General features: G+C 62.5%; 16 protein-coding genes. 8 read left to right on the top strand and 8 right to left on the bottom strand.

Going from position 1 to position 12718, the window contains the following annotated elements; all coding sequences use genetic code 11:
- Nucleotide 1: 1 nt before the first annotated feature.
- Nucleotides 2–616 (bottom strand): nucleotide exchange factor GrpE, encoded by a 615-nt coding sequence (gene grpE / locus ASD31_RS19590; protein ID WP_056337837.1) that lies wholly within the window; start codon nt 614–616, stop codon nt 2–4.
- Nucleotides 617–716: 100 nt separating this feature from the next.
- A complete protein-coding gene (hrcA, locus tag ASD31_RS19585) occupies nt 717–1796 on the bottom strand; it encodes a heat-inducible transcriptional repressor HrcA (RefSeq protein WP_056337834.1) in 1080 nt (359 codons plus the stop codon).
- Between the two features lie 188 nt (nt 1797–1984).
- On the opposite strand from hrcA, the gene rph reads away from it, so the two are divergent.
- The 5 genes from rph (at nt 1985) to ASD31_RS19560 (ending at nt 6176) form a co-directional block, all read left to right on the top strand.
- A complete protein-coding gene (gene rph, locus ASD31_RS19580; protein ID WP_056337831.1) occupies nt 1985–2704 on the top strand; it encodes a ribonuclease PH in 720 nt (239 codons plus the stop codon).
- A 170-nt stretch (nt 2705–2874) separates the two neighbouring features.
- A complete protein-coding gene (locus ASD31_RS19575; RefSeq protein ID WP_056337828.1) occupies nt 2875–3303 on the top strand; it encodes a VOC family protein in 429 nt (142 codons plus the stop codon).
- 43 nt (nt 3304–3346) lie between these two features.
- Nucleotides 3347–3991: an RdgB/HAM1 family non-canonical purine NTP pyrophosphatase gene (gene rdgB, locus ASD31_RS19570; RefSeq protein ID WP_056337825.1), complete on the top strand. Its 645-nt coding sequence runs from the start codon at nt 3347–3349 to the stop codon at nt 3989–3991.
- A 116-nt stretch (nt 3992–4107) separates the two neighbouring features.
- Nucleotides 4108–5283, top strand: a complete 1176-nt coding sequence (gene hemW, locus ASD31_RS19565; protein ID WP_056337823.1) for a radical SAM family heme chaperone HemW — start codon at nt 4108–4110, stop codon at nt 5281–5283.
- A 20-nt stretch (nt 5284–5303) separates the two neighbouring features.
- Nucleotides 5304–6176, top strand: a complete 873-nt coding sequence (locus tag ASD31_RS19560) for an EamA family transporter (protein WP_056337820.1) — start codon at nt 5304–5306, stop codon at nt 6174–6176.
- A 38-nt stretch (nt 6177–6214) separates the two neighbouring features.
- Here ASD31_RS19560 and ASD31_RS19555 read toward each other — a convergent pair whose 3' ends face one another.
- Both ASD31_RS19555 and ASD31_RS19550 read right to left on the bottom strand, forming a co-directional pair.
- A complete protein-coding gene (locus ASD31_RS19555; RefSeq protein WP_056337818.1) occupies nt 6215–7468 on the bottom strand; it encodes an aminopeptidase in 1254 nt (417 codons plus the stop codon).
- A 78-nt stretch (nt 7469–7546) separates the two neighbouring features.
- The gene (locus tag ASD31_RS19550) at nt 7547–8236 is read right to left on the bottom strand and encodes a glutathione S-transferase family protein (protein ID WP_056338257.1); all 690 of its coding nucleotides are present in this window, start codon (nt 8234–8236) and stop codon (nt 7547–7549) included.
- An 18-nt stretch (nt 8237–8254) separates the two neighbouring features.
- Here ASD31_RS19550 and ASD31_RS19545 point away from each other — a divergent pair, with 18 nt between their 5' ends.
- The gene (locus tag ASD31_RS19545; RefSeq protein ID WP_056337814.1) at nt 8255–8764 is read left to right on the top strand and encodes a MarR family winged helix-turn-helix transcriptional regulator; all 510 of its coding nucleotides are present in this window, start codon (nt 8255–8257) and stop codon (nt 8762–8764) included.
- A 7-nt stretch (nt 8765–8771) separates the two neighbouring features.
- On the opposite strand, the gene ybaK is transcribed toward ASD31_RS19545, so the two are convergent.
- The 4 genes from ybaK to ASD31_RS19525 form a co-directional block, all read right to left on the bottom strand.
- Nucleotides 8772–9245, bottom strand: coding sequence for a Cys-tRNA(Pro) deacylase (gene ybaK, locus ASD31_RS19540; RefSeq protein ID WP_056337811.1), 474 nt, complete (start codon nt 9243–9245; stop codon nt 8772–8774).
- A 4-nt stretch (nt 9246–9249) separates the two neighbouring features.
- Nucleotides 9250–9597 carry an ArsC family reductase gene (locus ASD31_RS19535; protein ID WP_056337808.1) on the bottom strand — a complete coding sequence of 116 codons (348 nt, stop codon included), beginning with the start codon at nt 9595–9597 and terminating at the stop codon, nt 9250–9252.
- Nucleotides 9598–9658: 61 nt separating this feature from the next.
- Entirely contained in the window at nt 9659–10717 is a 1059-nt protein-coding gene (locus tag ASD31_RS19530; protein WP_056337806.1) for a succinylglutamate desuccinylase/aspartoacylase family protein, read from the bottom strand.
- Between the two features lie 84 nt (nt 10718–10801).
- Nucleotides 10802–11413 (bottom strand): 2'-5' RNA ligase family protein, encoded by a 612-nt coding sequence (locus ASD31_RS19525; protein WP_162251168.1) that lies wholly within the window; start codon nt 11411–11413, stop codon nt 10802–10804.
- A 239-nt stretch (nt 11414–11652) separates the two neighbouring features.
- On the opposite strand from ASD31_RS19525, the gene ASD31_RS19520 reads away from it, so the two are divergent.
- Complete coding sequence (locus ASD31_RS19520) at nt 11653–12147, top strand: methylated-DNA--[protein]-cysteine S-methyltransferase (RefSeq protein WP_056337800.1); 495 nt, start codon at nt 11653–11655, stop codon at nt 12145–12147.
- Nucleotides 12144–12707, top strand: coding sequence for a methylated-DNA--[protein]-cysteine S-methyltransferase (locus ASD31_RS19515; protein WP_056337797.1), 564 nt, complete (start codon nt 12144–12146; stop codon nt 12705–12707). Before ASD31_RS19520 ends, ASD31_RS19515 begins: the two co-directional genes overlap by 4 nt.
- The last annotated feature ends 11 nt before the right edge of the window (nt 12708–12718 follow it).

Raw genomic sequence — 12718 nt, 5'->3', positions numbered from 1 at the left:
TTCAAGCCTCCGGAGTCTCTTCCGTAACCACCGCCTTCGGGCCGCCCTTGGAGACGCCGACCATGGCGGGGCGCAGGACGCGCTCACCGATCGTGTAGCCGGCCTGGACCACCTGGACGACGGTGTTGTTGGGCACTTCGGTATTCGGGACCTCGAACATCGCCTGATGGAAATTCGGATCGAACCTCTGGCCGATCGGATCGAGCTTCTGCATCCCGTGACGCTCCAGCGCCGACAGCATGGCCCGCTCGGTCATCTCGACACCTTCGATGAGGGCGTTGAAGCCGGCATCGCCTGCCTCGCGCGCCTCGGCCGGGATGGCCTCCAGGGCACGGGCGAGATTGTCGGACACGGCGAGCATGTCGCGGGCAAAGCCGGCGATGGAATAGGACTTGGCATCCTTGACATCACGCGCGGTGCGGCGGCGCAGATTGTCCATTTCGGCGGCGAGCCTCAGATAGCGGTCGCGCAGGTCGGCGGCCTCGGCCCTTGCAAGTTCCAGCGGGTCCGGCTCCGCAACGGGCGCGTCGACCTGTTCGGCGGCGGCCTCGGCATAGGCGGCGGCAACCTCCGCCGCGTCTGCTTCAGCACCATGTTTGTTCGTTTCGTCGGTCATGACGGTCTCCGCAATGTCAACATGTTTGGATTTGGTCCCGATATCGAGCTTCGGGGCCTAAAAATCAAGGGCTCAATCGAGGATGAGGGAAAAACCGGGCCTAGCGCGACAGGCGCGACATCAGCTGGGCGGTGTAATCCACCATGGGCACGATACGCGAATAGTTGAGCCGCGTCGGGCCGATGACGCCGACCGCGCCGACGATCCTCTCATCACTGTCCCGATAGGGCGCAACGATCAGCGACGAGCCGGACAGCGAGAACAACTTGTTTTCCGAGCCGATGAAGATGCGCACGCCCGGCCCGCTTTCGGCGAGATTGAGGATCTCGATCAGGCTGTCCTTCTTTTCGAGATCGTCGAACAGCATCCGTAGCCGGTCCACATCCTCCGCCCCGGCCAGGCCTTCCAGGAGATTGGCGCGGCCGCGCACGATCAATTGCGTCGGCTTGTCGTCCGCCTCGCTGCCCGACCAGATGGCAAGCCCGCGCTCGACCAGGTCCTGGCTCAGTGTGTCCAGTTCGCGCCGCACCGTCTCCTTGACCTTTTGAAGCTGGCCGCGCACCTCGGGCAGCGTCTGGCCGGCGAGATGGGCATTGAGGAAATTGGCAGCCTCCGTCAGCTGAGCGCCGGTGACACCGGCCGGCAGCTCGATAATGCGGTTTTCCACCTGGTCGTGCTCGCCGACCAGGACGGCCAGGGCCTTGGTCGGGGCAAGACGAACGAATTCGACATGCTTGAGCACCGGATCATTCTTGGCGGTGATGACCAGCCCTGCCCCGCGCGACATGCCCGACAGCATCTGGCTTGCTTCCGTCAGCAAGGTCTCGACGGACTGGTCGCGATCCGGGCGGCGCACATGCCGGTCGATCGAGGCACGGTCCTCCGCCGAGAGATCGCCAACCTGCATGAAGGCATCGACGAAGAAACGCAAACCGATCTGGGTCGGCAGCCGGCCGGCACTGATATGGGGCGAATAGATGAGGCCGAGATCCTCCAGGTCGCTCATTACATTGCGCACGGAGGCCGGGGAAAGCGACATGGGCAGGATGCGCGACAGGCTGCGCGAGCCGAGCGGCTCGCCGCTTTCCAGATAGCTTTCGACGATGCGGCGGAAAATCTCGCCCGAGCGCTCATCAAGCGCCGAAAGCCCTTCCCGCATCGCAGATTTATCCACCATCATTCGAACGCAAAAATCCATACTGCCTGATCAATTGAAATATAGTGATCCCGGCCAGGATAGCAAAACGGAAATTGACGGGACACCCCGTCCTGCAAAGGCTTTGCAGTGGCTCCCACTCTTTTGCGCCAGATGATTTCCCTTCCGTCCAACTTAGGCTAGAAGGCTGACAAACATCACAGGAGTTCATGATGCGGCCTTCCGGCAGAAAAACCGACCAGATGCGCAAGGTTTCCTTCGAGCGCAATGTTTCCAAACATGCCGAAGGGTCCTGCCTCGTCAAGTTCGGCGACACGCATGTGCTGGTCACGGCAAGCCTTGAAGAAAAGACGCCGCCATGGCTGCGCAACAGCGGCAAGGGTTGGGTGACCGCCGAATACGGCATGCTGCCCCGCGCCACCGGGGAGCGTATGCGGCGCGAAGCCGCCAGCGGCAAGCAGAGTGGCCGCACGCAGGAAATCCAGCGCCTGATCGGCCGCTCGCTCCGGGCCGTCGTCGATCTGCAGGCGCTCGGCGAACGCCAGATCTCGATCGACTGCGACGTGATCCAGGCGGACGGCGGCACCCGCACGGCTTCGATCACCGGCGCCTGGATCGCGCTTCGCGATTGCCTGGCCTGGATGGAAGCGCGCAACATGATCAAGGTCGAGAAGGTGCTGAAGGACCATATCGCGGCCATCTCCTGCGGCATCTTCGCCAGCCAGCCGGTAATCGACCTCGACTATATCGAGGACTCCGCCGCCGAAACCGACGCCAATTTCGTCATGACCGGCTCCGGCGGCATCGTCGAAATCCAGGGCACGGCGGAAGGCAAGCCTTTCTCGGAAGAGGAATTCGCCACGCTGCTGGGGCTGGCCAAGAACGGCATTGCCGAACTGGTGACGATGCAGCAGCAGGCGATCGCCGGGTAAGACGCCGAGATTTGCCGATGCCGTCAGCCCGCTTGCCCCTCATCCGCCCAACTTTGTATAGAAGAGGGCGGGCACCGTCTCCCCGCAAGCGGGGCGAAGAGATGTGCGGCAAACCCTGTCGTCCCCTCGCCCCGCTTGCGGGGAGAGGGCTAGGGTGAGGGGCAACGCCGATGGCTAGCGATCGGAAGCCGAAACTGGAAGGCATCCTGGAAACCGCGCTCTATGTCGATGATATCGACAAGGCGGAGGCGTTCTACGGCTCCGTTCTCGGGCTTGAGAAAGTCACCCGGGCCGGCAACCGGCATGTGTTCTTCCGTTGCGGCCAGGGCATATTGTTGCTCTTCGATGCGAACGAGACGATAAAACCGCCATCCGGGAATGGACTGGCGGTGCCACCGCACGGCACGCACGGCCCGGGGCATGCCTGTTTCCGGGCGGCGCCTGAGCAGTTGGACATCTGGAAGGCCACGCTGAAAGCAGCGGGTGTGGCAATCGAGGCGGATATCGTCTGGCCGAACGGGACGCGGTCCTTCTATTTCCGCGATCCGGCCGGCAACAGCCTCGAATGCGCCGAACCGGGTCTTTGGAACCTGGATTGATCGACATCAATTGGACGGCGGAGACCGCCGGAGAGAAGACGCCATGCGCAAGCTTGAAGACAAGACCCTGATCGTCGCCAGCCATAATGAAGGCAAGATCCGCGAAATCCGCGACCTGATCGGCCCGCTCGGCTTTACCGCCAAATCGGCGGCCGACCTGAATTTCGTCGAGCCCGACGAAACCGGCACGACATTCGAGGAAAATGCCAAGATCAAGGCGCTGGCCTCGGCGAAGGCATCCGGCCTGCCGGCCCTTTCGGACGATTCCGGGCTAGTGGTCGATGCGCTTGGCGGCGATCCCGGCGTCTATACGGCCAATTGGGCGGAGACCGCCGACGGCAGCCGGGATTTCATGATGGCGATGACGAAGGTGGAAACGGCCCTACAGGACGCGGACGCGACGGCCTTCGACAGGCGCACCGGCCGCTTCGTCTCCGTTCTCTGCCTTGCCTGGCCGGATGGGCATGCCGAACTGTTTCGCGGCGAGGTCGAAGGCCATGTCGTCTGGCCACCACGCGGCACGCAAGGGTTCGGCTATGACCCAGTGTTCCAGCCGCTCGGCCATGACCGCACCTTCGGCGAGATGAGCGCCGAAGAGAAGCATGGCTGGAAGCCGGGCGATTCCGAGGCCCTGTCCCATCGGGCAAGGGCTTTCAAGCTTTTTGCCGAGACCTGTCTTGGGGCGTAGGACGGCTGTTTTGGTTTTTGCTTGACCGCTACCGGGATAAAGACGTGCCACCCATCAACGAACCCTTCCGGCCATAATTCGTGCCGCTCCGACTCTTGAAAGACTAGAAAACAAGAATGGCCATGTTTTCCTCCATCGGCAACAGCACCGATCCCGGCTTCGGGGTCTATGTGCATTGGCCCTTCTGTGCCGCCAAATGCCCCTATTGCGATTTCAACAGCCATGTCCGGCATCAACCGGTGGACCAGCCACGGTTTGTTTCCGCCTTTCTTACCGAAATGGCAGAGGCGCGCCGCCTTTCCGGTCCGCGGACCGTGACCAGCATCTTCATGGGCGGCGGCACGCCCTCGCTGATGGACCCGGCGACGGTGGAGGCGGTGCTGAACGGCATTGCCGGGCTATGGCACATGCCCGACGGCATCGAGATCACCATGGAGGCCAATCCCTCCAGCGTCGAGGCAACACGCTTCAAGGGCTACCGCGCCGCCGGCGTCAACCGGGTTTCGCTTGGGGTGCAGGCGCTGAACGACCGGGACCTGAAATTTCTCGGCCGCCTGCACAATGTCGAGGATGCGCTGAAGGCGATCCGGCTGGCGCGCGACATTTTTCCGCGCATGTCCTTCGACCTGATCTATGCGCGGCCCGACCAGACGGTGGAGGCCTGGGAACAGGAGTTGAAGGAGGCGGTCTCCTATGCCGTCGATCATCTTTCGCTCTACCAGTTGACGATCGAGGAAGGCACGCCGTTCTATGGCCTGCACAAGGCAGGCAAGCTGATCGTGCCGGATGGCGAACATTCGGCGGTTCTCTACGAGGCGACGCAGGAAATCACCGCAGGCTTCGGCATGCCGGCCTATGAGGTATCGAACCATGCCGTGCCGGGCGCCGAAAGCCGCCATAATCTCACCTATTGGCATTACGGCGACTATGCCGGCATCGGCCCCGGCGCCCATGGCCGGTTGACCACCGGACGCAGCAAGATCGCCACGGCCACCGAGCGCAGGCCGGAGGGCTGGCTGCAACTGGTGGAGGAACACGGCCACGGCATGATCGAGCAGGAGATGCTTGGCAATGACGAGCAGGCCGACGAACTCATGCTGATGGGGCTGAGGCTGAGGGAGGGCATCGATCTTGTGCGCTGGCGCAGCCTGTCCGGTCGCGATCTCGACCCCGATCGCGAGCAATTCCTGATCGAGCACGGCTTCATCGAACGGCTGGGCAATTCCCGCTTGCGCTGCACGCCGGCCGGGATGCTGATCCTCGACGCCGTGGTCGCCGACCTCGCCTGCTGAACATCCGAACCGGGAAGGACATGACGAAGCTCTCCGACATCCTGCTGACAGCCATCGCGCCGGCGATCTGGGGCAGCACCTATTTGGTGACGACGGAATTTCTGCCTCATGGCTATCCGTTGACGGTTGCCATGCTACGCGCGCTGCCGGCGGGGATTCTTCTGCTGCTTATCGTCAGGCAACTGCCATGGGGTATCTGGTGGCTTCGCGCCTTCATCCTCGGCGCGCTCAACTTTTCCTTTTTCTGGGCAATGCTGTTCATTTCCGCCTACCGCCTGCCCGGTGGCGTCGCCGCCACCGTCGGCGCGATCCAGCCCTTGGTCGTCGTCATGCTGGCGCGTTTCCTGATTGGCACGCCGATTCGTTCCGTCGCGATCGTCGCCGGCATTATCGGCATGGCGGGGGTTAGCCTGCTGGTGCTGACGCCAAGCGCCGCCCTTGATCCGGTCGGCATCATCGCCGGACTTGCCGGTGCCATCTCCATGGCGTTCGGCACGGTGCTGACCCGTCGTTGGATGCCACCCGTCTCCAGCCTCACCTTTACCGCATGGCAGTTAACCGCCGGCGGCATCCTGCTTCTGCCGGTCGGGCTGCTTCTCGAGCCCGCCCTGCCCGTGCCAAGCACGGCCAATATTCTTGGCATGGCCTGGCTCGGCCTGGTCGGCGCCGCCTTCACCTATCTTCTCTGGTTTCGCGGGCTTGCCAAACTGGATCCCGGCGCCGTTGCCTCGCTCGGCTTTCTCAGCCCGCTGGTGGCAACCCTGCTCGGCTGGCGCGTGCTCGGCCAAAGTCTGACCGCCCTGCAGATTGCCGGCATGATCGCGGTGCTCGCCAGCGTCTGGCTGGCGCAGCGGGCGCAGATGACCCGCCGGCCAGTTGCCGCTCAACAGTGAGCCGCTGAAACAGCGACTTCAGCGATCGCAGTCCAGGCTCAGGCCCATTCGCCCTTGCGCATGACCGGAACCCTGGCGCCATCTGCCCGCAGTCCGTCAATATCGACCTTGCCGGAGCCGATCATCCAGTCGATATGGATAAGGCTGGAATTGCCGCCCTGTGCGGCGATCTGCGCCTCGCTCAGCGACGCGCCGTCAAGGAAGCACTTCGAATAGCACTGGCCGAGCGCGATATGGCAGGAGGCGTTTTCGTCGAACAGCGTATTGTAGAACAGCACGCCGCTGGCGGAAATCGGCGAGGAATGCGGAACCAGCGCCACCTCGCCAAGCCGGCGCGCGCCCTCGTCGGTGTCCAATACCTTGTTCAGAACTTCCTCACCCTTCGAAGCCTTCGCCTCTACGATACGGCCGCCTTCGAACCGAACCCGGATATCGTCGATCAGCGTACCCTGATGCGACAGGGGCTTGGTGCTCGATACATGGCCTTCGACGCGCAGTGCATGCGGCGTGGTGAAGACCTCTTCTGTGGGGATATTCGGATTGCAGGTGATGCCGTTCTTGGCCGTGGAGGCGCCGCCATGCCATTCATGGCCATCGGCAAGGCCGACCGTCAGATCCGTGCCCGGCCCGGTGAAATGTAGCGCCGAAAACCGTTCGCCGTTCAGCCAGGACGAACGCCTGGCGAGATTGGCATTGTGCTCCGCCCAGGCGGCAATCGGGTCGTCGACATCGACGCGCGAGGCGGCGAAGATCGCATTGGCCAGCTTTTCCACGGCGACCGCTTCGGGATCGCCCGGAAACATCTGTCTCGCCCAGGCGGGATTGGGATAGGAGACGATATTCCAGTTGATGTCGAAATTGGAGATCTTCTCCAGCGCCGGTTTGTAGGCGATCGAATTGGCCTTGTTGGCGCGCGCCACCTTGGCCGGATCCTCGGCCGCCAGCATCATCGGATTGTCGCCGGAAATGGCAAGCCGGGCAGTATTGTTGCCGAAGGCACGTGCCATACCCTCGTAAAGCCAGCCGCTGGCCCGGTCGAAGCTTTCGTCGGGCGCATGCCTGTAGCGGGCGAGCGTCGTTTCCTCGTCCGCATAGAAGGTCGTGACCAGCCCGGCGCCGGCGATATAGGCATGTTTGGTGATCAGCCGCACCAAAGGCAGGGCAGCGATCGGCGCCGTGATCACCAGATCCTGTCCAGGCTCGAGCCGGAGCCCGACCTTGACGGCGACTTCGGCGAGCTTCTCCAGTTTGACCGGATCGACAGGGTTGTGGGCGGGGGAGTGGAAGGTCATCGCATATCCTGCTGCTATTGCTGCGAAGCACCGTTCTAATGTGCTTCGCAGCAAAACAGAAGGCTTTTGCACCATGGTTTACGCGGCGATCCTGCTGCGCGCCAGAAGATGCGCATCGTGCTTGTGAAGGAATTCCAGCAAGCGGTCGCGATAGTCCGGCGTGACCGCTGCAATAACGCTCGGACGCTCCGACAGGGCTTGCCGCCAGGCATTGACGCGGGCCAGCCCGTCGAAAATACCGCTTTCGAACAGGGTCTCGAACAGTTCGAAATAACGGAACACCGGCGCAAAGACGGCATCGACCATGGTAAACCGGGTGCCGGCGAAATAGGGGCCTTCACCCAGCTCCTGCTCCAACGTGGCAAATTTGGCGGCCAGACCCTGGCGCTTGAGGTCGAATTGCGCTGCATCCTTGGTCGTCTCATAGACCCAGAGATCGGCAAGCACGGAGGAGCCGAACTCCATCCAGCCGCGGTGGCGGGCGCGCACCAGCGGATCGGCCGGATGCAGCGGCGCGCCGGCCAGCGTTTCTTCCAGATATTCGCAGATTGCCGCGCTTTCGAACAGGATCGCATCGGCCCTGCCGCGCGGCACCGCGAGCAACGGCACCTTGCCAAGTGGCGAGATGCGCAGAAACCAGTCGGGCTTTTCCGCCAGGTCGATATAGCGTCGATCGAAGGTCGCGCCCTTTTCCGGCAGGACGATGGAGGCGCGCTGCACATAGGGGCAGAGATGATGGCTGATGAGAGTGAGTTGCTTGGAATGCATGATATTGCTCCGCATTAGATGCATATGCATGTATATTTTCTTGCCTCGATCGTCAAGATAGATGTAGATGCATTTATGAGCGAGACATCTTCCCGGCCGGAGCAGCCGTCAGCCGAAATTACCCAGGCCTGGATCAGCCTGATGCGCGCGCAACAGCGGCTGCTTGCAGCGATCGAAGCCGATTTCAAGGCGGCCGGACTGCCGGGGCTTGGCTGGTACGACGTGCTTTGGGAGCTTCACCGTGCCGATGGCGGGCGGCTGCGGCCGTTCGAGATCGAGGAGCGCACGCTGCTGGCGCAATATAATCTCTCGCGACTGATCGACCGCCTCGAACGCCATGCCCTAGTCGAACGGCAGACGTTCGATACGGATGGCCGCGGGCGCTGGGTGGTCATCACCGAAAAGGGCCGCGCCCTGCGTGCGGCCATGTGGACGATCTATTCCCGCTCGATCAAGACCCATATCGGAGGAAAACTTGCGGATGCGGACGCGGTGCAACTGGCCAAGCTGCTTTCGCGCTTTACCTGAGGGGCGATCAGGCGATTAGGGCTGCCGCGCTGGCATTCAAAACCCTGCGGGCCTCGTCCGGCGCCAGCCTCACCTGCAGGCCGCGCTGGCCGCCATTGATATAGACCAGGAGCTCGGCAAGGGCCGTTTCCTCGATGGCCGTCGGAACCTGCTTCTTCTGTCCGAAAGGGCTGATGCCACCGACATGATAACCGGTCAGACGCTCCGCATCGGCAGGCTTCATCATCTTCGCCGCCTTGGCGCCGAAGGCCGCCGCCAGTTTCTTCATGCTCACCTCCCGATCGGAGGGAACGACGACGCAGACGGGCTTTCCGTCCGCCTCCGCCATCAGCGTCTTCAGCACGCGGCAAGGCGCCTCGCCCAGCGCTTCGGCCGCGGCCAGCCCGATGCGATCGGCCGAGGGATCATAATCATAGACATGCACCGTGAAGGCCGCCTTGGCCTTTTCAAGTGCAAGCGTCGCACGGGTCGTCTTCGACATGGCCCTATCCCGCCAGCACCTTTTCATAGATGTCCGGCTTGAAGCCGGCGATCAATTCTCCATCCCTATCGAGAATGGGTCGCTTGATCATCGAGGGCTGGGCAAGCATCAGCGACACCGCCCCGTCTTCGTCGAGACCCGCCTTCTCGGCCTCCGGCAGGGCGCGAAAGGTCGTGCCGGCACGATTGAGCACGGTTTCCCAGCCAAGTGCCGCGCACCAGCGCGATAGCATCTCGCGCGAGACGCCCGACTGTTTGTAATCGTGGAAATCATGGGCGATGCCCTGGCCTTCCAGCCAGGCACGCGCCTTCTTCATCGTGTCGCAATTGCGGATGCCGTAGATCGTCGTCATTCAGAGATCACCTTTCGTCGTCGCGTTTGAAGCATGGACGGAGGCCTCACAGGCCCCCCTCTCAATCCTCCAGCGTCCCCGGCTTGCGGTTCGCCTTTGTAGGCCCGGAACAGGCGATCTTCATCAGGTCTGCCTTGAAGCGCGCGAAGCGCTGCGAGCAGCGGGTGACGATCAACCCGGCCTGCGGCGCACGGACGTCGATGGTACCATCCGCCATGCCGGGCGCAGTGATGAGCGTGGCCAACAGGTCGCCTTCGGAGACGGTATCGCCGACATCGCGATGAAAGAGGATGGTGCCGGCGGCCGGCGCGCGGATCATCTCGATATGGTCGAGCGGGGTGGCCGGCCCTTCGAACGGCGCGGCCTGCGGCACCGCCCCGTCCACCACGCCGCGCCCGAGGAGGAAGCGCCAGAGACCATCGGCATCGGCGCGGGCCATGTCCGGATAGACGTCGCGCCGGCCGCGCAGTTCGACCGTTACCGCAAGACGGCCGGGAAGCCGGGACTTCTTCTCGCCATCGGCGCGCTTCCAGGCGTAGCCGACAGCCTCTTCGAAGGCACTGCTTTCGCCATCGGCCAGGAACACCGCCTGCATCGACAGCGCTGCTGCGAGATCGGCCGCCTCCGGCCAGAACGCCTCGTCGATATAGGCATATTGCGCGGATTCATCGTCGCAGTGCAGGTCGAGCATCAAATCCACGCCGAGCGCCATATGCAGCAATTGCCGCTTCAATTGCTCGACGGCCGGGTAACGATCGAGATCGTCCAGCAGCGTCTGCCGGTCGGCAAGCGCGATCAGCGGAAAATCGCGGTTGAAATTGGTGCGCGATCCGAGATCGAAGCGGCCTTCCATCTCGCCGAAATGTGACTGGGCGGAACCGATGGGATTGGCCTGCGGCACGATGGTGATATTTCCGCGAATCCGGCCATCGGCATCAGCCTGGCGCAGCCGCTCGCACAAAAAATGCAGAAGGGCGGTGCCAGGCAGTTCATTGGCATGCAGCGCCGCCTGGATATAGACCGATGGCGCCGCCGCATCGCTGCCCTTGAACCGAATGACCGGTAGGCGCCATTCGCTGCCCGGCGTATCTCCCCTGATAACGATTTCCGAAATATCCACCGCTTGTCCTCCGCCGGTTCGGCCGTTGTTGCATGCTTCTTGCCGGTTCCGGATCAAAGTTCAAGCGGGGAATAATGACCTGACCTATCCAAGCAGCGGCCAGCGACCGAGATATTCATGCCGGCCCTCGCCGACCAGACTATGGACGAGGACAAATTCACGGACCGTCCAGCGGAGCGGTTCGGCCAGCTCCCGTTCCGGCACCGTTTTTTCGTCGTAGAGAAGCGTCATATGCGGAAGGAATCGCGGATTGTAGGAGAATATCAGCCCGGCGCTCCACATCTCCTTGGCCAGTTGCACATGGAGGTCCATCATTTCCTCGCTGCGCAGGGCGCTGCTCAGGACCAGCGGCCTGGCATAGCCATTGGCAAAGCTCATGGCGCGGTCGAAGCTCATCTCGAAGGGCATGGCGTGAACATTGGCCATGGCGGCGCAGACCGCAAAGACGACGTCCTCTGGAAGACGCGGATAGGCGCCGATGGGATTCAGGGACACATGCATGAGTTCATGCGAACGGAAATTCCGCGACAGCCCGAATTCCAGCGACAGATGACGGCCGATTTCGACCGCCTGCAGCGCCGTTTCCGGCTCGGGCAGCACGGCCAGAAAGAGATTGCTTTTTACCGACGGATCAAATTTCCGCGCGCGGCGATTGCCCGTATCGGCGAAGGCGAAAGACTGTTGATTACGGCGCACGACTTCATTCCCGGCTTTCCCAAGCATGGCAGACCTCATCCCTTTTTGAATGAAGCCAGTATAATCGCGTCCGTGTTTTCGTCAAGAACAAAACAGGAACAATATGAATTTATTCCCAGGGCTTTTGAGGTTTAGCCTGTACCCGCCGAAGAATGACACGAGCGCAAATTCCGACTTGATAGCGCTGCAAACGACAAGAAACGGGTGGCGCGAGCGCCGGATTTGGATGAAGATCACGCATGGTTCACAGCTACAAGATAATTGCGTCGCCCGTGGGCGCGCTAAAGCTGGTCGCGAGCAGCAGGGGATTGACGGCGATCCTGTGGGAGCGGGACGATCCGAAGCGCGTGCGCCTCGGCGTGCTCGTGGGAGATCCCGATCACCCTGTCCTGCTTGAAACCGAGCGGCAATTGGCCGAATATTTCGCGGGCGTGCGAACCGCCTTCGACATCGAACTGGACATGACCGGCACGGAATTCCAGAAACGGGTCTGGGCGGCCTTGCTGACGATCCCCTTCGGCGCGACGCGAAGCTACGCCGAGATTGCCCGGCAGATCGGCCGGCCGAAGGCGTCGCGGGCGGTGGGCGCTGCCAATGGCCGAAATCCGATCTCGATTCTGGCGCCCTGCCATCGCGCCATCGGCTCCGACGGAAAATTGCACGGCTTTGCCGGCGGGCTGGAGGTGAAGCAGTATCTGCTGGACCTGGAACGCATCAAAGGAACAGGAACATGACCGAGGACATGGAGAAATACACGATTTTCGAAACGACCGGCGGTTATTGCGGCATTGCCTGGAACAGCGCCGGCATATCGCGGTTCCAGTTGCCGACCCGCAGTGCCGAGGCGACGGAGCGAAACCTTCGCCGTCGCCTGCCCGATGCCGAACCGCTGTCGCCGCCACCGGAGGTGAGCGATGTCATCGCGGCCGTGAAACGCTATTTCAACGGTGAGGAAGTCGATTTTTCGGATGTGCGCCTCGATCTTGCGAAGGAAGAGACCTTCTTCAGGCAGATCTATGCTGCCCTGCGCGATATCGGCTGGGGACACACGACCACCTATGGCACCTTGGCCAAGGCGCTCGGGGCAGGTCCGCAGGCCGCGCGAGACGTCGGGCAGGCCATGGCAAAGAACCCGGTGCCGCTGATCATTCCCTGTCACCGCGTGCTCGCCGCCGGCGGCAAGGTGGGCGGCTTTTCGGCCCCCGGCGGCGCGACCGCCAAGATCCACATGCTGGAACTCGAAGGCGTGCACCTCCGCCCGCCGGAACCGGCACAGCAATCGCTCGGCCTGTGATCCAGCGTAAC

The sequence above is a fragment of the Rhizobium sp. Root482 genome, assembly GCF_001426565.1.
Taxonomy (GTDB): Bacteria; Pseudomonadota; Alphaproteobacteria; order Rhizobiales; family Rhizobiaceae; genus Pararhizobium.
The sequence above is the reverse complement of the archived record's forward strand: the minus strand, read 5'-3'. Positions and strand labels throughout refer to the sequence as shown.